23 protein-coding genes are annotated in these 24,437 nt (G+C 50.2%); 20 read left to right on the top strand and 3 right to left on the bottom strand.

What is annotated here, in order from left to right; all coding sequences use genetic code 11:
• Nucleotides 1-4 precede the first annotated feature (4 nt).
• The 13 genes from EYZ66_RS14145 (at nt 5) to EYZ66_RS14085 (ending at nt 14,044) form a co-directional block, all read left to right on the top strand.
• A complete protein-coding gene (locus EYZ66_RS14145; protein ID WP_009575322.1) occupies nt 5-892 on the top strand; it encodes a ParB/RepB/Spo0J family partition protein in 888 nt (295 codons plus the stop codon).
• Nucleotides 893-1,022: 130 nt separating this feature from the next.
• A complete protein-coding gene (locus tag EYZ66_RS14140; protein WP_158026998.1) occupies nt 1,023-1,391 on the top strand; it encodes an ATP synthase subunit I in 369 nt (122 codons plus the stop codon).
• A 17-nt stretch (nt 1,392-1,408) separates the two neighbouring features.
• Nucleotides 1,409-2,287, top strand: a complete 879-nt coding sequence (atpB, locus tag EYZ66_RS14135) for a F0F1 ATP synthase subunit A (RefSeq protein WP_009575320.1) — start codon at nt 1,409-1,411, stop codon at nt 2,285-2,287.
• A 34-nt stretch (nt 2,288-2,321) separates the two neighbouring features.
• Entirely contained in the window at nt 2,322-2,549 is a 228-nt protein-coding gene (gene atpE, locus EYZ66_RS14130) for a F0F1 ATP synthase subunit C (RefSeq protein WP_009575319.1), read from the top strand.
• 65 nt (nt 2,550-2,614) lie between these two features.
• Nucleotides 2,615-3,088, top strand: a complete 474-nt coding sequence (locus EYZ66_RS14125; protein ID WP_009575318.1) for a F0F1 ATP synthase subunit B — start codon at nt 2,615-2,617, stop codon at nt 3,086-3,088.
• Between the two features lie 2 nt (nt 3,089-3,090).
• The gene (locus EYZ66_RS14120; protein ID WP_160195712.1) at nt 3,091-3,627 is read left to right on the top strand and encodes a F0F1 ATP synthase subunit delta; all 537 of its coding nucleotides are present in this window, start codon (nt 3,091-3,093) and stop codon (nt 3,625-3,627) included.
• Nucleotides 3,628-3,643: 16 nt separating this feature from the next.
• Complete coding sequence (gene atpA / locus EYZ66_RS14115; protein ID WP_009575316.1) at nt 3,644-5,188, top strand: F0F1 ATP synthase subunit alpha; 1,545 nt, start codon at nt 3,644-3,646, stop codon at nt 5,186-5,188.
• A gap of 17 nt (nt 5,189-5,205) precedes the next feature.
• Entirely contained in the window at nt 5,206-6,069 is an 864-nt protein-coding gene (gene atpG / locus EYZ66_RS14110; RefSeq protein WP_040816332.1) for a F0F1 ATP synthase subunit gamma, read from the top strand.
• 60 nt (nt 6,070-6,129) lie between these two features.
• A complete protein-coding gene (gene atpD, locus EYZ66_RS14105) occupies nt 6,130-7,527 on the top strand; it encodes a F0F1 ATP synthase subunit beta (protein ID WP_009575314.1) in 1,398 nt (465 codons plus the stop codon).
• A 27-nt stretch (nt 7,528-7,554) separates the two neighbouring features.
• Complete coding sequence (locus EYZ66_RS14100; RefSeq protein WP_009575313.1) at nt 7,555-7,977, top strand: F0F1 ATP synthase subunit epsilon; 423 nt, start codon at nt 7,555-7,557, stop codon at nt 7,975-7,977.
• Nucleotides 7,978-8,094: 117 nt separating this feature from the next.
• The gene (gene glmU, locus EYZ66_RS14095) at nt 8,095-9,456 is read left to right on the top strand and encodes a bifunctional UDP-N-acetylglucosamine diphosphorylase/glucosamine-1-phosphate N-acetyltransferase GlmU (protein WP_009575312.1); all 1,362 of its coding nucleotides are present in this window, start codon (nt 8,095-8,097) and stop codon (nt 9,454-9,456) included.
• Between the two features lie 8 nt (nt 9,457-9,464).
• A complete protein-coding gene (gene glmS, locus EYZ66_RS14090; protein ID WP_009575311.1) occupies nt 9,465-11,291 on the top strand; it encodes a glutamine--fructose-6-phosphate transaminase (isomerizing) in 1,827 nt (608 codons plus the stop codon).
• 311 nt (nt 11,292-11,602) lie between these two features.
• Entirely contained in the window at nt 11,603-14,044 is a 2,442-nt protein-coding gene (locus tag EYZ66_RS14085) for a TonB-dependent receptor (protein ID WP_009575310.1), read from the top strand.
• 46 nt (nt 14,045-14,090) lie between these two features.
• Here EYZ66_RS14085 and EYZ66_RS14080 read toward each other — a convergent pair whose 3' ends face one another.
• Nucleotides 14,091-15,689, bottom strand: coding sequence for a tetratricopeptide repeat-containing sulfotransferase family protein (locus EYZ66_RS14080; RefSeq protein ID WP_009575309.1), 1,599 nt, complete (start codon nt 15,687-15,689; stop codon nt 14,091-14,093).
• A gap of 156 nt (nt 15,690-15,845) precedes the next feature.
• Here EYZ66_RS14080 and EYZ66_RS14075 point away from each other — a divergent pair, with 156 nt between their 5' ends.
• The 5 genes from EYZ66_RS14075 to EYZ66_RS14055 all read left to right on the top strand — a co-directional run bounded on the left by EYZ66_RS14075 (nt 15,846) and on the right by EYZ66_RS14055 (nt 20,199).
• Nucleotides 15,846-16,043 (top strand): hypothetical protein, encoded by a 198-nt coding sequence (locus tag EYZ66_RS14075; protein WP_009575307.1) that lies wholly within the window; start codon nt 15,846-15,848, stop codon nt 16,041-16,043.
• A gap of 64 nt (nt 16,044-16,107) precedes the next feature.
• Nucleotides 16,108-16,464, top strand: coding sequence for a GFA family protein (locus EYZ66_RS14070; RefSeq protein ID WP_009575304.1), 357 nt, complete (start codon nt 16,108-16,110; stop codon nt 16,462-16,464).
• 197 nt (nt 16,465-16,661) lie between these two features.
• A complete protein-coding gene (locus tag EYZ66_RS14065; protein ID WP_009575299.1) occupies nt 16,662-17,606 on the top strand; it encodes a D-2-hydroxyacid dehydrogenase in 945 nt (314 codons plus the stop codon).
• A 61-nt stretch (nt 17,607-17,667) separates the two neighbouring features.
• Nucleotides 17,668-19,122 carry a carboxylesterase/lipase family protein gene (locus tag EYZ66_RS14060; RefSeq protein WP_009575298.1) on the top strand — a complete coding sequence of 485 codons (1,455 nt, stop codon included), beginning with the start codon at nt 17,668-17,670 and terminating at the stop codon, nt 19,120-19,122.
• Between the two features lie 21 nt (nt 19,123-19,143).
• Nucleotides 19,144-20,199 (top strand): CNNM domain-containing protein, encoded by a 1,056-nt coding sequence (locus tag EYZ66_RS14055; RefSeq protein ID WP_009575297.1) that lies wholly within the window; start codon nt 19,144-19,146, stop codon nt 20,197-20,199.
• Between the two features lies 1 nt (nt 20,200).
• Here the strand turns inward: EYZ66_RS14055 and EYZ66_RS14050 are convergent, their stop codons facing one another.
• Nucleotides 20,201-20,569 (bottom strand): hypothetical protein, encoded by a 369-nt coding sequence (locus EYZ66_RS14050; RefSeq protein ID WP_009575296.1) that lies wholly within the window; start codon nt 20,567-20,569, stop codon nt 20,201-20,203.
• A gap of 117 nt (nt 20,570-20,686) precedes the next feature.
• Between EYZ66_RS14050 and uvrD the strand changes: the two genes are divergently transcribed.
• Nucleotides 20,687-22,834 (top strand): DNA helicase II, encoded by a 2,148-nt coding sequence (gene uvrD / locus EYZ66_RS14045; protein ID WP_009575295.1) that lies wholly within the window; start codon nt 20,687-20,689, stop codon nt 22,832-22,834.
• 18 nt (nt 22,835-22,852) lie between these two features.
• A complete protein-coding gene (locus EYZ66_RS14040) occupies nt 22,853-24,031 on the top strand; it encodes a TRAP transporter substrate-binding protein (protein ID WP_009575294.1) in 1,179 nt (392 codons plus the stop codon).
• Here the strand turns inward: EYZ66_RS14040 and EYZ66_RS14035 are convergent.
• A complete protein-coding gene (locus EYZ66_RS14035; protein ID WP_040816350.1) occupies nt 24,019-24,417 on the bottom strand; it encodes an acyl-CoA thioesterase in 399 nt (132 codons plus the stop codon). The genes EYZ66_RS14040 and EYZ66_RS14035 overlap by 13 nt on opposite strands.
• Between the last annotated feature and the right edge of the window lie 20 nt (nt 24,418-24,437).

The raw sequence follows: 24,437 nt of genomic DNA, 5'->3' as shown, positions 1-24,437 counted from the left end.
CAGTATGTCAGCAAAAAAAAGAGGTTTAGGTAGAGGTTTAAATGCTTTGTTGCGTGAGGCAAATAACGAAGTCTCACCTTCCGAGAGTCATGAAGCAGGCCAGGCCTTAGGTGATTATGCCACCTTAAAAAAATTACCCGTTGAACTTATCCAGCGAGGAAAGTATCAGCCCAGACGTGATATCGAACCTGAGGCATTAGAAGAATTAGCCGAAAGTATCAAAGCACAGGGTGTGATGCAGCCAATCGTTGTTCGGGAAATTGCGCCACAAAAATACGAGATTATCGCTGGCGAACGACGCTGGCGCGCAACGCAACTGGCCGGCTTAGATACCATTCCTGCTTTAGTGCGTGAACTTAGCGACGAAACCGCTTTGGCGATGGCGCTTATTGAAAACATCCAACGAGAAGATCTCAACGCGATGGAAGAGGCGATTGCGTTACATCGTTTACAGACCGAATTTGAATTGACTCAACAAGAAGTTGCCACGGCGGTGGGCAAATCACGATCTACAGTTGCTAATTTTCTACGGTTGATGTCTCTGCCTAAAGAAACACAAACCTTGCTTGAGCGCGGCGATATAGAAATGGGGCACGCCAAGACCCTATTGGGTTTGCCGCAAGATCAACAAGCCGCGGCGGCTCGTTGGGTCGTTGCTAAGGGTTTAACGGTTCGCGAAACAGAGGGTTACGTAGCGCGGCTTTTAGAGGGTGGGACTCAAAACAACGAAAAGCCTTCACAAGACCCTAATATTAGAGCGCTAGAATTAGAGCTGGCGTCTAAACTCGGTGCCAAAGTCCAAATTCAACACGGGCGCAAAGGCAAAGGAAAGTTGGTTTTAGCCTACAATTCGCTCGATGAATTAGACGGAATACTCGCTCATATTAAGTAAACGCAATTCGTCTGGTGAATAATCCCCATTTTATACAAGCCTTTGAGTTGAACCTTAAGAGCTTAATCTCTATAATTCGCCCGCTAGTACGCGGACCCGTTTGTTGATGGGCATCAAGAGTTCGGAAGTCATGCAGTATCGTTCGCTGATGTGGCGAACTTTTTTTTGCATGTTTTTCGTAGCTGGAGCGACAGCAGCAGGCGCTTCTTTTTGGCTCGAGCCAAATCAGACAGCATCGCTAGTGTATGGGATATTAATAGCTGCTTTACCGCAAATGTGGGCGGTTGCTAAAACTTTTCGGGTAAAACACGGAAAGGTTGTACCACAAGCGGCATTGTTGGCCGCATGGGTAAAATTTGGGTTGTGTGCGTTAGGGTTTGCGTGGGTGTTTACTTTGCCCGATGTTACAGCTGGAGCTGTGTTCTCTGGTTTTATCATGCAAATGTTACTGATCACAGCAGGAAATAGTTGGGTCGCGATGGCGACACAAAAAAGCTGATGCAGCGGGAATCAGATATGTCAGGTGAGTCTCAAACCATTTCTGAATACATCGTTCACCATTTAACGAACCTAACCTATGGTAAATTGCCAGAAGGAACAGTGCGTTACGATGGTAGTGTTGTGGGTGAAGGCGGCCAGTGGACGATGGCGCACGGCGGTGAAGAAATCGCTGCTATGGGTTTTAATGCGATTCACGTTGACTCATTAGCTTGGTCCGTTGGTTTGGGAATTATTTTCTGTTGGTTGTTCAGACGTGTGGCAAAACAAGCTCAGTCTGGTGTTCCTTCGGGCTTTGTAAACTTCGCTGAAATGGTCGTAGAATTTGTTGATGGTACTGTTAAAGACACCTTCCATGGTCGAAACCCCTTGGTAGCACCTTTGGCTTTAACCATTTTCTGTTGGGTGTTCTTAATGAACCTCATGGATATCATTCCTGTTGACTTAATTCCTCACGCAATGATGCTTGCTGGCGTTGAGTATCAAAAGATCGTACCGTCAACCGACCCTAACATTACCATGGGTATGGCTTTAGGTATTTTCATACTTATGCTGTACTACTCAATCAAAGTGAAAGGCTTTGGTTTTGTCAAAGAATTAACCTTAAACCCGTTCAATCACCCCGCATTTATCCCTGTAAACTTGTTCATGGAGGTTGTGGGTTTGCTTGCAAAACCCTTCTCGCTGGGCTTGCGGCTTTTCGGTAACATGTATGCGGGTGAAATGATCTTTATTTTGATTGCTGCACTGTTTAGCGCAGGCGTTGCTTGGATGTTACCAGCAGGTTTGTTGCAAATAGGTTGGGCAATTTTCCATATTCTAGTAATTACCCTTCAGGCGTTCATCTTCATGGTACTCACAATTGTGTACCTAAGTATGGCGCACGAAGATCACTAAGAGTTTGACTTTAAAACAACCCTAGGAGAAAACCATGGAACTTATTTACGTAGCAGCCGCGATTATGATGGGCCTCGGTGGCTTAGGCGCCGCGATTGGTGTAGGTATTTTGGGCGGTAAGTTGCTCGAAGGTTCTGCACGTCAGCCAGAGTTGGCACCTAAATTACAGGTGACCTTCTTCTTAGGCGCGGGTCTTGTTGACGCGATCCCCATTATCGGTGTGGGTATTGCGATGTACTTGATCTTCGTTGTTGCTGGTTAATTTCTAGCCCCCGCTAAAACGCTGGAGCTCACCGTCGTGAGCTCCGTATTTATGAGGAGCAAGGCGTGAATATTAATCTAACCCTGATCGGCCAAATGGTCGCCTTTATCGTGTTTGTTGCGTTTTGCATGAAATACGTTTGGCCTCCAATTGTTGCAGCGATGCAAGAGCGTGCCGAAAAAATTGCTGATGGCCTGGCAGCTGCAGATCGTGCGAGCCTCGATTTGGAGTTGGCACAAAAACGTGCTGTTGAGCAAATGAAAGAAGCAAAAGCAGAAGCCGCAGGTATCATCGATGCCGCCAATAAGCGCGCCAATGCTTTGATCGAAGAAGCCAAGAATGCAGCATCTGCAGAAGCCGAGAAAGTAAAGGCTTCGGCACTCGCTGAGATCGAGCAAGAAAAGAACCGCGCAAAAGCTGAGCTTCGCGCAGAACTGGCAAGCCTGACCTTCCAGGGCGCAGAGAAAGTTCTTGGTGCAGCCATCGATCAGTCAGCACACGCGGATTTGGTTAGTAAACTCACAGCGGAGTTGCACTAATCATGGCAGAGTTGACTACCCTAGCAAGACCTTACGCGAAAGCCGCTTTTGCTTACGCGCAAGGTCAATCGCAATTAGCCGATTGGGCAAACCAGCTTGAAACCGCATCTGGGGTTGTCGCTCAGCCAAAAATAGCGCAACTACTTGGTGACCCCGCGAAAACACCAGCACAATTGTCCTCGGTACTTATCGAGGTCCTAGCCGTTGATACCAATGGTGGTTTTGCTAACTTTGTTAAGGTGCTTGCCGATAACCGTCGTTTAGCGCTGTTGCCTACTATTCAAGCACAGTTCAACCAATTAAAAGCGAATCTAGAAGCATCTGTTGATGTCGAAGTGGTTTCCGCTTTTGATTTAAGCGATGACCAAACTCAAAGTTTGGTCGCTGTGCTGAAAGGCAAATTAGAGAAAGACATAAATGTTCACACTCGAACCGATAGCTCTCTTATCGGCGGTGTGGTGATTCGAGCCGGCGATCTAGTGATCGACGGGTCGGTGCGCGGCCGTTTAAATAAACTGGCCGAAGCAATGAATTCGTAGGATTGAGGAACCGAGCATGCAGCAGCTGAATCCATCAGAGATTAGCGACATCATCCGTCAGCGTATTGACCAACTTGATGTCTCAAGTGAAGCCCGTAATGAGGGTACTATTGTATCGGTAACCGACGGTATTATTCGTATTCACGGTCTAACCGACGTGATGTACGGTGAGATGATCGAGTTTGAAGGTGGCGTATACGGTATGGCGCTTAACCTAGAGCGCGATTCTGTTGGTGCCGTGGTTTTAGGCGACTATAAGTCGTTGGCTGAAGGCCAAACATGTCGTTGCACAGGCCGTATTTTGGAAGTGCCCGTAGGCCCAGAACTTCAAGGCCGCGTTGTTGACGCATTGGGTAATCCAATTGACGGTAAAGGCCCTGTCGCCGCGACCGCCACAGACGCAATTGAAAAAGTTGCGCCCGGCGTAATTGCGCGTCAGTCGGTAGACCAGCCAGTACAAATTGGCTTGAAAGCGATCGATGCCATGGTGCCGATTGGTCGTGGCCAGCGTGAGTTGATTATTGGTGACCGTCAGATTGGTAAAACCGCTATTGCGGTTGACGCAATCATCAACCAGAAAAACACCGGCATTAAATGTATCTATGTTGCGATTGGCCAAAAAGCGTCATCGGTTGCTGCCGTCGTACGTAAGTTGGAAGAACACGGCGCAATGGACCATACCATTGTCGTTGCCGCTACGGCGTCTGACCCCGCATCTATGCAGTTTTTAGCACCTTTTGCTGGTTGCACTATGGGCGAATACTACCGTGATCGTGGACAAGACGCGTTGATCATTTATGATGACTTGACCAAGCAGGCAATTGCTTACCGTCAGATCTCTTTGCTGCTGCGTCGTCCTCCAGGTCGTGAAGCTTATCCTGGTGATGTTTTCTACTTGCACTCCCGTTTGTTAGAGCGTGCAGCTCGTGTTAACGCCGACTACGTCGAGCAGTTCACTAACGGTGAAGTCAAAGGACAAACAGGCTCTTTGACCGCTCTGCCCGTGATTGAGACGCAGGCAGGTGACGTATCAGCCTTCGTACCGACCAACGTAATTTCGATTACCGACGGTCAGATCTTCCTAGAAACTGACATGTTTAACTCGGGTGTTCGTCCAGCGATGAACGCGGGTATTTCGGTATCTCGTGTAGGTGGTGCGGCTCAGACTAAAATCATGAAGAAGTTGTCTGGTGGTATTCGTACAGCCTTGGCGCAGTATCGTGAATTGGCGGCGTTCTCTCAGTTTGCTTCAGATCTTGACGAAGCAACAAAAGCACAGCTTGATCACGGTGAACGCGTTACTGAGCTCATGAAGCAGAAGCAGTACTCGCCTCGCTCTATCGCTGAGATGGGGATCATGCTTTACGCAGCGAACGAAGGTTACTTAAAAGACATCGAAGTTGCGAAGATTCTGCCTTTCGAAGATGCCTTGTTAGCGTACATGCACTCTGAGCACGGCGCGCTGATGACAGATATCGTCGCTACTGGTAAGTACGACGGTGACGTTGAGGCAACCTTCAAATCAGCAATTGAAACCTTTAAAGCATCGCAAGCTTGGTAAGGTTCGGGGACTGACGTATGGCTGTCGGAAAAGAGATTAGGACGCAGATTAGCAGCATCCAAAGCACGCAGAAGATTACTTCTGCGATGGAAATGGTTGCTGCTAGTAAAATGCGTCGCGCACAAGATCGCATGCAGCTGGGCAAGCCCTATGCTGCACGCATCCGCGCTGTTATTGGCCATTTGGGCAATGCAACTCCAGAATATCGCCATCGTTTCATGGAAGAGCGCGAAGTAAAACGTGTTGGTTACATTGTTGTATCGACCGATCGCGGATTATGTGGCGGTTTGAATATCAATTTATTCAAAGCCACCGTTGCCTCTATGAAAAAATGGGCCGAACAAGACATCGACGTTGATTTATGCTTGATCGGTGCAAAAGCGGCAACTTTTTTTAATAGCTTCGGTGGAAACGTCGTTGCGGCGACCCGAGATATTGGCGAAGCGCCAGCGCTTGCAGACTTAATCGGTAGCGTGAAAACAATGCTGGATGCGTTCGAAGCTGGCACGATTGATAAGTTGTATCTTGTATCTAACGACTTTGTGAACACCATGACGCAAACACCAACGGTACGGCAGGTTTTGCCAATCGTTGCTGAAGAATCAAGCGACCTGGCTCACCATTGGGATTACTTGTACGAGCCCGATGCTGAAGAATTGTTAGAGTCGTTGATGGCTCGCTACATCGAATCACAGGTGTATCAAGCGGTCGTTGAAAATGCGGCGTGTGAGCAAGCAGCTCGTATGTTGGCAATGAAAAACGCGTCTGATAATGCTGGTGAGATTATCGACGAGTTGCAATTGGTTTATAACAAAGCTCGTCAGGCGGCTATTACGCAAGAGCTTTCAGAAATTGTGGGCGGCGCGGCAGCTATTAGCTAAGCGTTGTAAGAAATTGGTGCGCATTTTTGCGCTAAGTAAGAGTAAATAGAGGATCCGAACATGAGCAGCGGACGCATTGTTCAAATCATCGGCGCGGTTATCGACGTAGAATTTCCGCGGGATGAAGTGCCACAGGTCTACGACGCGCTATTGGTAGAAGAAAAAGGCTTAACCCTTGAAGTTCAGCAGCAGCTGGGTGATGGCGTGGTTCGCGCAATTGCTATGGGTTCTTCTGAAGGTGTTAGCCGTGGGTTACCGGTAACTAACACGAAAGCACCAATCCAGGTCCCGGTAGGCATTGCGACTTTGGGTCGTATCATGGACGTTTTGGGTAATCCCATCGACGAAAAAGGCCCTATCGGCGAAGAAGAGCGTGCTTCGATTCACCGCAAAGCGCCGACCTACGAAGAGTTGGCAGCTAGCGAAGAATTGTTAGAGACCGGAATTAAAGTTATCGACTTGGTATGTCCCTTTGCAAAGGGCGGTAAAGTAGGTTTGTTCGGTGGTGCGGGTGTAGGCAAAACCGTAAACATGATGGAGTTAATTAACAACATCGCGACTGAGCACTCTGGTTTATCTGTATTTGCCGGTGTAGGTGAGCGTACTCGTGAGGGTAACGACTTCTACTACGAGATGCAGGAATCAAAAGTTGTAGACGTCGAAAACTTTACTAACTCAAAAGTAGCAATGGTTTACGGCCAGATGAATGAGCCACCAGGAAACCGTTTGCGTGTTGCCTTGACCGGCTTAACTATGGCCGAGAAATTCCGTGATGAAGGTCGTGACGTATTGTTATTCGTTGATAACATTTACCGTTACACTCTGGCTGGAACCGAGGTGTCTGCATTGTTAGGCCGTATGCCTTCTGCGGTAGGTTATCAGCCAACCTTGGCTGAAGAAATGGGCGTACTTCAAGAGCGTATTACCTCAACTCGCGTTGGTTCGATTACCTCGATTCAGGCGGTATACGTACCAGCTGATGACTTGACTGACCCATCGCCAGCAACAACCTTTGCTCACTTGGATTCGACTGTTGTACTTAGCCGTGATATCGCAGCAAAAGGTATTTACCCAGCGGTAGATCCCTTAGATTCAACGTCGCGCCAGCTTGACCCCTTGTTGGTTGGTCAAGAGCACTATAATGCAGCTCGTGGTGTACAGACGGTACTTCAACGTTATAAAGAGTTGAAAGACATTATCGCCATCTTAGGTATGGACGAACTGTCAGAGGAAGATAAGTTGATTGTAGATCGTGCTCGTAAGATCGAGCGCTTCTTGTCTCAGCCTTTCCACGTTGCTGAGGTATTTACCGGTGCGCCTGGTAAATATGTGTCTTTGAAAGATACTATTGCCGGCTTTAACGCAATCTTGGCGGGTGAATACGATCACCTACCAGAGCAGGCGTTCTATATGGTAGGCACAATCGAAGAAGCTGTTGAAAAAGCGGCTAAACTGTAAGAATCACTGACGATAGGGACATCACGCATGGCCATGACAATACATTGTGACATCGTCAGCGCCGAACAAGAGATTTTCTCGGGTTTGGTTGAAATGTTGGTTGCTACAGGTACTTTGGGCGAGCTGGGCGTGGGTTATGGCCACGCTCCCTTGCTGACGTCTTTAGTTCCTGGTCCTGTTCGTGTTGTGAAGCAAGGCGGTGAAGAAGATATCTTTTATGTATCTGGCGGCTTTTTAGAAGTTCAGCCCGGTGTGGTATCGATTCTTGCTGATACAGCCTTGCGTGCAGACGACATGGATGAAGCGGCAGCCGAGCAAGCGCGTCAAGAGGCGGCGGCGGCACTAGAGAACCAAAGCTCTGACTTTGACTATGGTCGAGCGTCTGCGCGTTTGGCGGAAGCGGCGGCACAGCTAAGAACTCTGCAAAAAATTCGACAAAAAACCCGCTAAATCGATCGGCGGTAATAGTTTACAAACCCGACATTATGTCGGGTTTTTTGCTTCTATATGACAAAATTGTCATAGCAAATTATCGCGGTAACGGTACTATTGTGCGGGGGAGAGACTATGACACTGAATATTGTAATACTTGCCGCTGGGCAAGGGTCTCGCATGAAAAGCGACACACCAAAAGTGCTGCATACTATTGCTGCAAAGCCGCTGCTTGGACATGTGCTTGATACCGCAGCGGCGCTTCAAAGTGACCAGACAGTCGTCGTTTACGGCCATGGCGGAGAGCAAGTTCGGCAAGCATTTACTGAGCGCAGTCTCACTTGGGTAGAGCAAGTCAAGCAACAGGGTACCGGTCATGCGGTCTTACAGGCGCTCCCTAACTTAGATACCCTAGCGACGGCATTGATCCTCTACGGCGACGTTCCCCTACTTCAACCGTCTACACTGCAGCCACTCATTGCCTGTGCACAACAAGGACCGGCTCTGTTAAGCGCTGTACTGGCTGACCCTCAAGGCTACGGGCGAGTCGTGCGTAATGAGGAGGGGTTATTTGCGCGTGTGGTTGAGCAAAAAGACGCCAATGAGCACGAGCTTGGGATCACGGAAATTAATACGGGCGTTATGGCGATGCCTGTTTCCATGCTAAATCAATATCTACCCTTAGTGACGAACAATAATGCGCAGGGTGAATACTATCTCCCTGACGTACTGCCAATGGCGGTGGCCGACGGCTTCGCCGTTCAAGTCGTGACCGTTGATAATGCGGTAGAAACCGAAGGTGTGAATACACGTGCTCAGCTGGCGCAACTTGAACGCGCCTATCAGCAGCGGCAGATCAAGGTCCTGCTGGAACAGGGTCTGGGTGTTGCAGACCCTGCCCGGGTCGATATACGAGGTTCGTTAACCGTTGGTAAAGATTGCTTCGTTGATGTGAACGCAGTTTTTGAAGGCGACGTTGTGCTCGGCGACAACGTGACGATTGAACCTAACTGTGTCATTCGTAATTCCACTATTGGCTCAGGCGCACGAATCTGCGCCATGAGCCACTTAGAGCAGGCAAGCGTTGGTGCTTCGGCCACCATAGGGCCTTTCGCCCGCTTACGACCCGGCACAGAGCTGGCGGCTAACACAAAAATTGGCAATTTTGTCGAAACCAAAAAAGCCATTTTAGGTGAAGGTTCAAAGGTGAACCACTTGTCTTATATCGGCGACGCGGTCTTGGGCTCAGGGGTCAATGTGGGGGCCGGCACCATCACGTGTAATTACGATGGCGCCAATAAATTTCAAACAACGATGGGCGACAATGTGTTTGTTGGCTCCAACTCCACGCTTGTCGCTCCCGTCACCATTGAAACCGATGGGTTTGTGGGTGCTGGTTCAGTCGTGACCAAAACTGTGGGCCAAGGTGAACTCGCCATTGGCCGAGGAAAGCAACGTAATATTTCGGGCTGGAAACGTCCCGAGAAAAACAAGTAGGAATTACTATGTGCGGCATTGTGGGCGCGACAGCGCAACGTCCAGTATCTGAGATACTTCTTTCAGGGTTACACAGTCTAGAATATCGCGGCTACGACAGCGCCGGTATTGCCCTACTCGACGATGGCCAGCTGTATCTTTCGAAGCATCAAGGCAAGGTAGCCAACCTAGAAGATGCGATCAACGCCAACCCATCTAACAGCCATGTGGGTATTGCGCACACCCGTTGGGCTACGCACGGAGTCCCCTCAGCCGATAATGCACACCCGCATGTTAGTCACAATCGCGTCGCCATTGTGCACAACGGGATTATCGAGAACCACGACGCTCTGCGAAAAGAGCTGCAGGCTCAAGGCATCGAGTTTAGCTCGCAAACCGACTCGGAAGTTATTGCTCACTTACTCTACCTAGAGCTTCATAAGGGCGAAGACCTTGATCAGGCCCTGGAGCATGTGGTTGAACGTTTAGAGGGTGCGTATGCAATCGCCGCAATCGACATTGCCCACCCAGAACGTATCGCCGCAGCACGGCACGGTAGCCCTTTGGTTTTAGGCATTGGTTTTGGCGAATATTTTGTGGCCTCGGATCCACTGGCCTTGCGCCAAGTGACGAATCGGTTTATTTACCTAGAGGAAGGCGATCGAGTTTCCTTAACGCCCAAGCATTATCACGTGTGGGCGCGCGATGGACTAACCGTTGAGCGGCCGATTGTCGAACTTAAAGATAAACTCGATCAAGCCAGCAAGGGTGAGTTTGATCACTTCATGCTAAAAGAGATCTACGAGCAGCCCCGAGTTTTGGCCGAAACAGTTAGCTACGCGGGTCTACCCACAGTTGACGAAACGATTTTTGGTGACAACGCTAGTGCTGTTTTTGATCAGGTCGAGGCCATCCAAATTGTAGCCTGCGGTACCTCGTATCACGCTGGCATGGTAGCGAAGTACTGGTTTGAACAGCATTTGGGAATGCCCTGTTACGTCGAGGTTGCGTCGGAGTTTCGTTATCGCGCCCGCGCTAAACGCCCCAATACCCTCTTGTTGACGATTTCACAGTCGGGCGAAACCGCTGACAGTTTGGCCGCACTCCGCGACGCAGCGCCCGGCGAGTTTTTAGCCTCTCTTGTTATTGCCAATGTCGATAACAGTGCTTTGGTTCGTGAAAGTGATCTCGTTTTTTTAACGCAGGCAGGTCCTGAAATTGGTGTCGCTTCGACTAAAGCGTTTACGACGCAGTTGGTGGGTTTGCTCGTACTGTTGTTGGCATTTGGGCGTCGCAAAGGGTTGGACGCCGAGGTTCAAAAGCAACTGTTGCTGGCGCTGCGTTCGCTCCCCGATAATGTCGAGGCCGTGCTCGCGCAGCGCGCTCGCATTGAGGCGGTGTCAGAGCGGTTTATTCAAAAACACCACGCCCTGTTTTTGGGTCGAGGCGTGTATTACCCTATTGCGCTCGAGGGTTCGCTCAAACTTAAAGAAATTTCGTACATTCACGCCGAGGCCTACCCCGCCGGCGAGCTCAAGCATGGCCCGCTCGCGTTGGTTGATGAAGACATGCCGGTCATTGCGGTCGCACCGAATGACGAGCTCTTAGAAAAGCTGCGTTCCAACCTCGAAGAAGTGCGTTCGCGTGGCGGCGAGCTTTACGTGTTTGCGCCCGAGGAAGCCGGCTTTGAAAGCAGTGATCGTGTGCATGTGATTAACATGCCGCATTGTGATGCGATTACCAGCCCAATTACGTATACCGTTGCCTTGCAGTTGCTGTCTTACTACGTGGCTATCCAGAAAGGCACGGACGTGGATAAGCCCAGGAATTTGGCAAAATCCGTGACTGTGGAGTAGGTTCGTTTGGTGCTTTATTAATGGTTCACCCGGTTTCTTATTGCATCTGGTGACGAGAGGTTCGTTGTTGCTGTAAGTAAAACCCTCTTCTGCTTGGCAAATATTCGCAGTCTTTGCCAAACAGTCGAGTTGCTGTTCTGCCGCAACTAATATCTACCTACTTTGAAGTTAGTCTCTACGGCAAACATGATGTTACAAAAGCGTAATATTTCCCATGCGCACAATCTGACTACCTGCTAGCATTTGCGTTACTTGAATCTTTGAATTTACCCTCGCGCCACTGCTCGGCGCCCCAAGCATAAGGGATGTTTATGAACCAGAACTTTAAGAAGACCGCTTTGGCGGCTGCGATCGCTTTGCCGTCATTTAGCGTAGGCTTCGTTACCCCAGCGATCTCTCAAGAGCGCGCCGCTGTTCTCGAGGAAGTTATTGTGACTGCAACACGCCGCGCTGGCTCGTTGCAGGATTTGCCAATCAATATTGCCGCGATTACCGGCGACAGCATTAAAGAACAAGGTTTCGGCGATATCGCCGAAGCGCTTGCGTATGTGCCCGGTATTAACGCGGTAGACCGCGGCGGCCGAAACGGTCAGCAGTTGGTGGTTCGCGGTTTAAACGCTGACCCTCTTGGTCAGGGCTCTAACATTGGTACTGGCGGTACAGTAGCGACTTACGTTGGCGAGATTCCTTTGGGCGTTGATATGCGCCTGGTCGATATGGACCGCGTTGAAGTACTGCTTGGGCCCCAGGGCACCCTGTACGGTGCGGGCACCATGGGCGGCGCCATTCGCTACATCCCTAATCGTCCCAATTTCGAAAGCACGGATGTAAACGTTCGCGGTGAGCTGTACAAAAATAGCGAAAGCGAAGACTTCAGCACGGATTTAGGCTTTACCCTAAACCTGCCTATTTCTGACACCTTGGCGGTTCGCGCATCGCTGGATCGTTACGATGACGCAGGCTTTATTGACCAGCCCTTTATTGTGAAGATGCCCGGCGTATCCGAGCCAGATTCGCCTCGTGGCAGCGACGAATTAGCACCTCGTAAAGACACCAACTCACAGGAGTCGGTGACGGCTAAAGTGGCTATCCGTTGGCAGCCCACAGATAATTTTGACGCTACTTTAACGTATTACAGTCAAACCGAAGACAACGGCGGCCGCACAATCTCGGCTCAGCGTGGCGAGTTGGCCACCGGCAAGTGGGAAAACGCGCAGCGTGTTGCTGAGCCTAACGAAGAAGAAACCAGCTTGCTGGCACTTGAGGTCATTGCAGACCTCGGTTTTGCCGAACTAACGTCAGCAACGGGCTCCTCGAAATATGAAGAGCAAGGTCAGCGTGACCAAACCGATTTGTTAATCAGTTTGGAATACTCATACGAAACCTTCCCCACCTTCACGGCGTTAACGCGAGAAGATGATCGTCTAGAAACCTTCAGCCAGGAGTTGCGTCTGGTTTCACAGGGTGACAGTGAACTGAGCTGGATTGTCGGCGCTTTCTACAACAAAGAAGAGTACGTGGGTTCGTCGGCAGAGTACACGCCGGAGCTTGCTGACTTTTTTGGCTCCAGTCGCACAGACGATTTAGAGTACTTTGAAGCGGGTTCGTCGAAGTTGGTCGAAAAAGCGGTATTTGGTGAAGTGACCTACGAACTGACCGATGCATGGCAAGTCACTTTTGGTGCACGTTATTACGAATACGAATTGGAAGCGCAGTCGACCGTGGATTTCCCTCTATATGATGGCTTTTCTGGCCCCTCCGATTTTGTTGCTGAAGGCTTAAACCAGATTGAGATGCGCGCTTTTGACCCAAGCTTAGCTCAAGACGACAGCGGTACCTTGTTCAAGTTGAATACCTCCTACGCCTTAAGCGATGAGATTAACGTATACGGTACGATCAGCGAAGGTTATCGTATCGGAGGCAGCAACGGTGGTGCACCCTGTGACGCTTATGACCCCAACGCAGGTCAGGGTAACTGTAACCTAGCGCCCGGACAGCAGTTCGGTCCTGGTCCTGACGATTTCGCGAAATTCGACGAGCGCGCGTATGTCTCTGACACCACGCGAAACTACGAGCTGGGTGTTAAGTCCACACTGTTAGACGGCCGGATGACACTGAATGCCGCGGTGTACTTGGTTGAGTGGGATGATCCTCAGTTGTCGTCAGCTACGGTTAATGCCTCGATTCCAATTACCATCAACGCGGGTGGCGCCGAGTCGACAGGTGTTGAAATGAACATTGACTGGCTGGCAACCGATGCACTGCGTGTGCGCGGTTCATTTAGTCACACCAGCACCGAGTTAACGTCTGATGTACCCTCGTTAATTCGCACTATTATCACTCCAGGATTTGCCACCGCGTTTGAAGATGGCATTAAAGGTGATCGTCTGCCGGGGTCCCCTGAGAACCAGGTGTCGCTATTTGCGTCGTACGATATGACGCTAAGTAACGGCAATGACCTAACCTTAAATGCAGGTTATGCATGGCAAGGTGATGTTCTGTCTCGAACGGGTGGACGTGGCGATAGCTTAACCCTAGATAGCTACGGTATTGCGAACGCCGCTGCGGTCTACCGAGTCGATAACTGGAACGTTACCTTCTTTGTCGACAACGTATTTAACGAGTTTGCAGAGAGCGGTGTTGAGCAAACCGCACTGTTTAACCAAACCGTATCCGGTGCGACCAACCGTTATTTTAAATCGAACGTGTTACCGCCCCGCTCTATGGGTCTGCGTTTTAGCATGGATTTCTAATCATTCAAAGATCGTAACTTTGAAAGGGGCTGCGGCCCCTTTTTTGTTAATGAGTCTTTGATGGCAAGCCTTGATGGGTCTCGATACCTTGCTCTTTCAGGTAACGTTCTAGTTCATTAAGTTTGTCGCCGTAGCGTCGCCACCGCCCTATCGACCCTGAGTATAAAGGTTGTCGCACTTGAACTGAGCTGGCGGTCGATACTGGGGCATCGTTCTCGTGAAAGTTTAAGCAGGCGTCTTCCCAGCCTAGGTTACAAAATTCGAGTAGCCTCTCGGTCTGTTCTAATTGCTTAAACACGATGTCTTCGTAGTGGACTTGTATAAACCGATCTTCAGGTAAGCTCTCAGTCCAATGTGCCATCAGCTCATCGAATAAACAGTAGAACTTGGCGGTCTCTGACAAATCATAGGTGTACGCGTAATAGGCCTGCTGGGTTGTGAGTAACTGTCGGTAGTTGCTTAAACAGCTGTCCATGGGGTTACGCCGTAGGGCAATAATTCTTGCGTTGGGCAGTGCTTGATGAATCAGTCCGCAGTACAAAAAATTCAGCGGCATCTTATCGATAATTCGAGCGGCGCCTCGGCTGAGCTCTTGGGTCAGTGCGAGGTACTCGCGACCAATTTGTTCAAAGGTTTCGCTGTTAAAATTTGCCGCGGCCGCTACGGTGTCGGAGTCTAAAGTTAAATTTGATGGTGTTTTTGCCGCCTGCTTGATTAGATTCCCAAACAGGTTGAGTTCGCCCGCGGAGTGGACCTGTGAATGAGACCCCAAAATACGATCCACTAAGGTCGTACCGGTTCGAGGAAGGCCTACGACAAAGATCGGTGATTCTTGAATGCCTGACTTTATCGGGTCAGTGGAGGGGGCCTTGAGGCCCGCGATAATGTCCTCGAAATTTACAGCGGATATTGCACCGTGTTTGCTCGCTTTGGCTTTGTGTAACCAATTTAAACTGTCCGGATAATCGCCCGCATCTTCCAGGCACTTAGCGACGGCATGCCCCAAGTGCAGTTGGGCATCGGCGTCGCCAGTTGTACGGGAAAAGGCCGCTTTTAACCGAGTCAACAAAGGCGAGCTGGGCGCCTGCTTTGTTAATTGTGCTAACGAAGCTAGAGCACGATAGTGCGTTGTATCTAAGTCTAAGCACGCCGTATAGGCGGCGTTGGCGCCGTCAAAGTCGCCAATAAACTGAAGCGAGGCGCCTAGGTTGTAATGGTAGTTTGCAATATTGGGATTAAGCGCTACCGATTTTTTGAACCAAGGCACAGCAAGTTCGTGAAAACCTGTGCGGGTATAGATCACACCGAGCATGTCGGCAATGTGGTGGTCCTCGATTTTCAGCCCTGCACAACGGTCCGCTTGATGCTTAGCTTTGATCTGGTCGCCTGACAGGGTTAGTGTTTGTGCAAAGTACGCTTGGCAGTACGCGTTCTCTGGCGCTAGTGCGCTCGCTTTTTCAAACAGTTCGAGGGCCTTGGCGTGATTATTGTGGTCGGCCGATATTTTAGCCAGAACAAAATAGGCGGGTGCGTCCGCCACGTCTTGTCGGATGCGAGCAATGGCTTGGTCGTAGAGTTCACGATACTGTTTATTTTGTATCGCCAGCAAGCCCTGCCGGATAAAGGTATTGTCAGTACTGACCATGCGTAACCGAACGATTGACCCCAGTGAATAGCTATTATGCCTCAACCACAGGATTAATGTTGAGCGAAGACTCTGGACCGAGGGTTGCTTTTGGTTTGGTTCAAAGTCTCCAGTTGCGTTACTCTGGCATTTATTAGTTGTGGGTGGTCTATTATCATGATTTGCATTAAAACCGAGATTCCAGCAGAGCTCTGCGACATCGACGACGAGCTAAAGGCCATTTATCACTCGAGTGATACGGTCTGCATTTGGCTGTTTAATAGCCGGCAAGATCGCAACCGGTTTATCGAGGATACCGCAGGCATGAATAAAGCCGATCGTGAAGCCTATTATGTGGCCAACTTTGTTTCGTGATAGAGACCGTATCCAAATCACGTTACACTCGACGCTGAGCCATAAAAGGACCGATGACACGCTAATGACACGTTACACGGGCGGCTGCCACTGCGGCGAAGTACAGTTTTCGTTTACAGGTGACGATACGGTTGAGATCTGGAAATGTAATTGCTCTGTGTGCGCAATTACAGATTACGAGCACTTGTTTATACCGCATGAAAATTTCACGCTCCTCACCGATGCCGATAATATGAGCACCTATTCGTTCGGCACGCACTCTGCGAAGCATTATTTTTGTAAGACCTGCGGTATCAAAAGTTTTTACCAGCCGCGCTCGCATCCCGAGGCTTACAGCGTAAATTTAAAGTGTGTGACTCATCCTCCACGTGTTGGGCAAGTTGTCGAAATTGATGGCAAAGGCTCTTTCTTTGAGGCTTAGATTTTGGCTGATTGACTGCAATATCGAACGGTATTGCAAAGCATCTTCAACGAGAGAACGCATTGTATGCAAGAGATCTTAAGTCAGTACGGTTTAGAAATTGTGGTGGGTATGATCGTGGGCGTTTTGAGTGTGTTGCTCTGGCGCGTTGTGTCGTACCGCTTTCGCAACGATAAGTAGCTGATAGGAAGGAGTTAATGAGCTCTGCTTCATGGGACAGTCAGGATCTTTTGTTGATCCTTGACGACCAACATTCGACGCTTGCGGAGTTTTCTGCTCAAATTGTGCCAGCGAACCTTCATTATTCTGCATCGTCAGATCCCGATGCATCCTTATTAGCGGCCGCGACAATCATGATTGGTGCTCCTGACAAGATTGTTGGCTATTTATCAGATGCGCCGGCCCTGAAATGGGTGCAGTCTACTTGGGCGGGTGTTACCCCCTTAATAAATCACCCACGGCGTGATTATCAACTGACGGGCTTGAAGGGTGTTTTTGGCCAAGTCATGAGCGAGTACGTATTAGGTTGGATACTCGCTCTTGAGCGTGAAATTCTGGCCTATGCTCAGGACACAAGCTGGAACCAAAGAGCACCCGTGACAGTGTTGGGAAAGCGTCTTGGTATTATGGGTACTGGCGATATTGCTTGCGACGTTGCACTCGCCGCTAAAGCCTTAGGCTTGCGCGTTACCGGATTTAATCGGTCCGGTCATTGTCCACCGGCTTTTGAGTCTTGTTACACCTACGAGCACCGCATAGATTTTGCTCAAGATTTGGATTACTTACTTTGTATTATGCCGAACACACCAGAGACGGACGGATTGGTATCGGTAGAGCTCTTGCAGGCCTTGGCGCCTAACGCCATCTTATTGAATACCGGCCGGGGTAACTGTGTGGATGAAGATGCCGTGTTGTGGGCTCTTGATTCTGGGCATTTGCGAGCCGCGGTTTTAGATGTGTTTAACGAAGAGCCACTGCCTTCAAGCCACCGCTTTTGGTCACATCCAAAGGTGTACGTCACGAGCCATACGTCAGCGCCAACGAATATTGAGGCAGCCGTGAGGGTATTTGCTCAGAACCTCGAGCGCTTTTTAAAAAATCAGCCGCTGTTGCATGTGGTAGATTTTGCCAAGGGCTATTAGTATCTGTTGCGTGCAAACCTGCGATCAACCCACAACCTCTTTGAATCATACGAGATAACCCATGCGAACAAACACAATAAAAATAGTATTCCGTGGACTAATAGTCGCTGTCGCCGGCTATGTTGGATTCGTCAGCGCTGAGTCTGCGGTCTACAAGGCCATCCCTTACGCGCAAGCCCCGGTAGGTGAAAAACGCTGGGCTGTTGTAGAGGATATTGTATGGGACGGTGTTAGTTACGGTAATGAGTTCTCTGCGAGTTGCCCTCAGCCCCGCTACGGCTTGGGTGCTTCTGATGAACAAAGCGAAGACTGTCTGTTTTTAAATGTGTGGACACCCGACACAGCGGGCAAATTACCGGTTATGGTGTGGATCCATGGCGGCGGCTTTCGAGCAGGGAGTGGCAACATTCCTGGTGAGCTGATTGCCCAAGAGGGCGTTGTCGTGGTGTCGTTTAACTACCGGTTGGGGGCTTTAGGCTTCATATCGCACCCGGCTCTTGATTCAAAGGTCGCGAACTACGGTGTCTTGGATATGGTCTCGGCTCTGCGCTGGGTGAATCGGCACATCGAGTCATTGGGTGGGGATCCAGAAAACGTCACCATTTTTGGTGTCTCTGCCGGCGCAATGGCGGTCAACTTGCTGATGGTGAACGACGATGCGCAAGGCTTGTTTCACAAGGCTATTGCACAAAGTAGTTACACTACTTGGCCCTTGTGGTACACCGAAGATACCTACCAAAATCAGCGTTACTGGGACGGCTCACCTGTCAAGCGAGCAGAGGATGAAGCGTCTAAATTGCTTGCAGCTGTGGGCTTATCTGAGCCCTCGCGCCAGCGCTTAGAAGGCTTAGATGCACAAGCGCTGGTAAAGGCCCAGCAAGGGTTCCAGATCCCCATCGTCGACGGCACATCCATCAAAGCCGAGCCCGCGCGCTTGTTTATGAGTGAGACTTACCAACCCAAACTTGATGCGTATATTGTGGGTGCGAATTCGTATGAGGGCTCGGTATTGCCCGGTACGGGGATATCCTTAAGCGACTTTACCTCCTGGATGAGCAATCACTTGGACCAGGCCAAAACGGTGTATGCTGGTGACTATAACTACAAGCCAGACATCGCGTATCAGCGTTTATTTGGTGACTTACGCTATCTCACTTCGGCATCGCTCACCATGAAGGCGATGACTGATAGGGGTATTCCAACGTACGCCTATATTCATGATCAGCCGTTGGCAAAAGACGAGGAGTACATTCTGGGTGCACCGCACGGCAGTGAAACTGGCGTGATGTTGGGTATGTATTTTAAAACCACAGGCGAATCTGGTGAGAACATGCGGCGAATGTGGGCGAACTTTGCTAAAACGGGGCGTCCAGCATCTGGTGTTTGGCCGACCTGGGTTCCCAGTCAACGTTATTGGGCTGACTTGTTGGTGCCGAATCGTAATTTTGCATCCCAGATTCAATCTCGCGTTGATCTTATTGAATCGATTTACGCCACGCGGTGGTCGACCCCTTAATTCAGGAGTTTGTAGGGTTTTATGCTGTTACTACTGATTTATGTAAGTTTAGCTTTGGGTGTTTCGTTTTTGTGCTCGCTACTCGAAGCTACTCTGCTTTCCATGACGCCGACCTATATTGCGGGGCTTGAGGCCAACAGACCTAAAACCGCTAAGTTGTGGCAGCGCTTTAAAGCCGATGTCGACAAACCCTTAGCGGCAATTTTATCGCTCAATACCATTGCTCACACAGTGGGTGCTGCTGGCGCCGGCGCACAGGCGACCGCATTGTTTGGCGAAATCTACTTTGGTGTGATTTCTGCGGTACTGACGCTACTGATCTTGGTGTTCTCCGAAATTATCCCTAAGACATTGGGTGCGCGTTATTGGCAGCAGCTAGCGCCTATTTGTGGCCCTATTCTTGCGTGGGTGCAGTGGTCCATGTACCCCTTGGTATTGGCGGCTAAAGGTTTGACCGGTTGGTTGGCGTCTCATCCAGAAGGACCCAATTTATCGCGCGACGATTTTCACGTGCTGGCAAAGCTAGGTCATAGCGAAGGCGTGATTGATACAGCTGAAATGCGAGCTATTAACGCCACCTTGGCCTTCCGTGGCCTGGTCGTTAAAGACGTCATGACCCCCAGAACCGTGATGTACACCCTGCCCGCATCCATGCTGGTGTCTGAGGTATTGGCGCTAGAGCCTGCCTTGCGGTTTTCTCGAGTGCCGATCTATGACCAGAACAAAGACGATATTGTAGGTTTTGTGCGCAAGGACGAACTTTATTTTGCCGCTGCTCAGGGTAAAGGCACCGACACTTTAGCGAGTCTAAAACGCGACTTGCTTGCGGTGTTAGAGAACAAAGCCCTACCCACACTCATTCAAGAATTGGTCGATGCCCGCATTGCCATGGCTTTGGTGGTTAATGAGTACGGTGATCCTTTGGGTATTGCCACCATGGAAGATCTGGTCGAGACGATGCTGGGCATGGAAATTGTGGATGAATCCGATGGCCACATCGATATGCAAGAGCGCGCCCGAGAACTCTGGCGCGCGCGGGCTGTTGCAGCCGGCTTAAAACTTGAGCCGGAAGCGTAGCTTATTTCTTCTTTTTCGCGTTAAACGCGCGGATGGCAAGATTAAACTCACCGGCAACTTTTTCTTCCATTTCTACGGCTTTATTGAAGTTGGCCACTGCGGTGGCATGCTCGGCTTTCCGTGCGGCCTTATCCTCTTCTGATTTGGCGTCTTTCATTGCCTTCTCAGCCTTGTCGATATCCGCATTAATGCAATCACGGTACGTGCCCAGTGCTTGCTGGTAGCTTTTAACCGCCTGCTGACCGGCGACCATCTCTGCCATTTCCGCCTTGCTGCCATCAGGTAACGTGGGCTTGGTTGGCATATCACAGGCCAGCGCCTGGGCGGTAAGTAAGGCTGAGCCTAGCAATGCGGCAGAAAGTAGTTTCATGGGTCTATTCCTATTATCGTCCGGTTGAAGATCTTAAAATAACACCTGTTTAAGAAATTATCATCCTTGATGCGTATTCTCGGTGAGACTGGCTCGTGTTTTCGATACACTTAGCGCATGGACGTGACTGAATTATTAGATGGACTCAATCCCGCGCAACGCGAAGCCGTTGCCGCGGAGCCTGGCAATGCTTTGGTACTGGCGGGCGCTGGTAGCGGTAAAACTCGAGTGCTTGTGCATCGAATTGCTTGGCTTATTCGTGCAGAGGGGTTTTCACCCCAATCGCTTCTGGCGGTTACGTTTACCAATAAAGCCGCGAAAGAAATGCGGGGCCGCACTGAGTCCATGCTGGGTTTAAGCACTCATGGATTTTGGGTGGGGACCTTTCACGGACTTGCCCACCGCTTGCTTAAAGCCCATTGGCGCGAAGCCGGTCTACAGCAAAATTTTCAGATCTTAGATAGCGATGATCAGTTGCGTTTGGTGAAACGCATTGTCAAAGAGCTGGGTTTAGACGATGGACGCTGGCCACCCAAACAAATCCAGGGTTTTGTTAATGCGCAAAAAGACGAAGGTCTTCGAGCTAAGCACATCGATGCCGGTGGTGATTTTTATTTACAAACCATGGTCAAAGCTTACACGGCTTACGAAGAGGCGTGTGAGCGTAGCAGCCTCGTTGATTTTGCCGAATTATTATTGCGTGCGCATGAGCTTTGGCTAAACCAACCCACCTTGCTCAAGCACTATCAAAATCGATTTCGCCATATTCTGGTCGACGAATTTCAAGATACCAATACGGTTCAGTACGCTTGGCTTCGCGTTCTGGCGGGCACCCAAATTCCCGTTATGGCTGTGGGTGACGACGATCAGTCGATCTATGGTTGGCGCGGCGCCAAAATCGAAAACATTCAGCGTTTCAGCCAAGATTTTAGCGATACGCAAACGATTCGCTTAGAGCAGAATTACCGCTCGACCCAAACCATACTCAAAGCCGCGAATGGTGTTATCGACAATAATTTCGGCCGCTTAGGTAAAGACCTTTGGACCGAGGGCGACGAAGGCGAAAAAATCGATTTGTACGCGGGCTTTAACGAGCACGATGAAGCCCGCTTTATTGTCGACAGAATTGACGCTTGGCATCGCGACGGAAACCCTCGTGCTAGTGTCGCAGTGCTGTACCGATCCAACGCGCAATCGCGTGTATTGGAAGAAGCGTTTTTGCGCGCCGACATTCCCTACCGAATTTACGGTGGTCAGAGGTTTTACGAGCGTCTGGAAATTCGCAATGCACTGTCCTACATGCGTTTGGTTCACAATCGCAACGATGACGCTGCGTTCGAGCGGGTGATTAACACGCCCACTCGCGGTATTGGTGCGAAAACCATAGAAACACTCAGAGCTGTAGCTCGCGATCATTCACAATCATTATGGCAGTCAGCGATTCAGTTGTGTGGTTCTGGTTTACCCGCCCGAGCCAGCTCTGCCCTACAAGGTTTTTTGTCGCTTATTGAGACCCTAGATGAGCAAACGGATGGTTTAGCTTTGGGTGAGTTGACCGATCATGTGGTCGAGCGTTCGGGTTTGATTGCCTTTCACCAAAAAGAAAAGGGCGAGCGTGGTCAGGCGCGGGTCGAGAACCTACAGGAATTGGTGGTCGCCGCCGGTCAGTTTCGTGCTGACGACGAAAGTATCACGCCACTTCAACAGTTTTTAGATAATGCGGCCTTAGATGCGGGAGAGGGACAAGCTGAAGATTTTGAGGACAGCGTTCAGCTAATGACACTGCACTCAGCCAAAGGTTTAGAATTTCCATTGGTGTTTTTAGCTGGCATGGAAGAGGGTTTGTTCCCCCATCAAATGTCGAGCCAAGATCCGACGCGCCTAGAAGAAGAGCGCCGTCTTTGCTATGTAGGTATTACTCGCGCCATGCAAAAGTTGGTGCTCACTTACGCAGAAACGAGGCGCATGCATGGTTCTGAAAACTACAACGCGATATCTCGGTTTGTGCGCGAAATACCTGACACATGCCTACAGGAAGTCCGATTGCAGTCTACTGTAACGCAGCCCGTGAGTCGTGTGACGCAAAATGTTGCCGTACCCGACGCCAACGTGAGTTTGGGACAGCGCGTATACCACCAGATTTTTGGTGAGGGTATGGTGGTGAATTTCGAGGGGCGTGGCAGCCATGCTCGAGTCGAAGTAAACTTCGATACCGAGGGGACCAAGTGGTTGGTGCTTCACTACGCTAACCTACAGTCGATTTAACGACCATAAGGATAAAAAATGTCGGTGACAGATACAGAAAAACGCTGGAGCCCTGCAATTATATTGGCCTTGGTTGCGGCTTTATTGCTCGTGCTGGGCTTGTGGACCTACGAGAGAATGTCGGGCCATAGCGCTCAACCGAACGCTGATCAAACGACCGTGGCAAGCTCAACTCAGCGAGTTAAATGGAAAATGGTCACGACGTGGCCCAAAAACTTCCCAGGCTTAGGCTCGGCGGCTGAGACCTTTGCACGTCTAGTTGACGAAATGAGCAATGGGCGCATGACCGTGCACGTGTACGGTGCGGGCGAGCTTGTCCCGCCCTTCGAGGTGTTTGATGCGGTATCGCAAGGCGTCGCCGACGCTGGTCACGGTGCGGCTTACTACTGGAAGGGTAAGGTGCCTGCCTCGGTATTTTTTACCGCAGTCCCCTTTGGTATGACGGCTCAAGAAATGAACGGCTGGTTTCATTACGGAGGCGGCATTGAATTGTGGCGAGAGCTTTATGAGCCCTTCAATTTGGTACCCTTTAGCGGCGGTAGCACTGGGGTGCAAATGGCGGGATGGTTCAATAAAGAGCTGAATTCTCCCGAAGACTTGGTCGGTTTAAAAATGCGCATTCCGGGTTTGGCAGGCGAAGTGTTTGCCCGAGCGGGAGGCTCTTCGGTCAGGATTGCTGGGGGTGAGCTTTACACATCGCTGGAAACGGGTGTGATTGACGCCGCAGAGTGGGTTGGGCCTTTCAACGATTTGACCTTGGGCCTACATCAGGTTGCCAAGTACTATTACTATCCAGGCTGGCACGAGCCTGGCGCGATGCTCGAAATCATTATCAATAAGACGTCGTTAGAAACCTTACCGCCCGATCTACAAGCTATTGTCACCGCAGCGGCTCGGGCAGCTAACCAAGACATGTTGGACGAATTCACTGCACGCAATAACACGGCCTTAAAAGAATTGGTCGATGTGCACGGAGTGGAACTGCGCCGTTTACCCGATTCGGTATTGCAGGCACTCGCAAAGGCGTCTAATGAGGTTTTGGGTGAACTGATAGCGTCGGATCCTATGGCGGCTAAGATCTACGAGTCGTTCGCGCATTTCTACGGCAACGTCCGAGACTATCATCAAATTTCAGAGCGGGCCTACATTAATGCCCGCGAGGTGGTCGCCGACGAACTTTTGATTCAGTCGCCCTGATCGATTTGTCGCGTTCGGCCGTTCTGGTCAATCGCGACAAATACAAAGACACCCTCTGTGACCTTGATGGGTTCGCCGTCGTGCTTGGACGAAATCCAAACCTCGACGACCATACGGATTGAGCTGCGGCCTACCTCTAACACGTCGGCGTAGCACGATACAATCGCACCAAGATGTACGGGGGTTAAAAATGACATACCCGACACCGCTACGGTAGCAACGCGGCCACCCGCGACTTCACGGGCAATGGCGCCACCCGCCATATCCATTTGTTGCAATAACCAGCCGCCATAGATGTCGCCGTCTGCGTTGGTGTCTTTTGGCATAGCCACAACCTGAAGGGCGAGATCGCCTTGTGGCAACGGGATAGAATCTAGGTCGTTCATGCTCATGATGAGAAACTCGT

The sequence above is a fragment of the Aequoribacter fuscus genome (assembly GCF_009910365.1).
GTDB classification, from domain to species: Bacteria; Pseudomonadota; Gammaproteobacteria; order Pseudomonadales; family Halieaceae; genus Aequoribacter; species Aequoribacter fuscus.
Note: the sequence above shows the minus strand (reverse complement) of the source record. Positions and strands in the feature narration are given on the sequence as shown.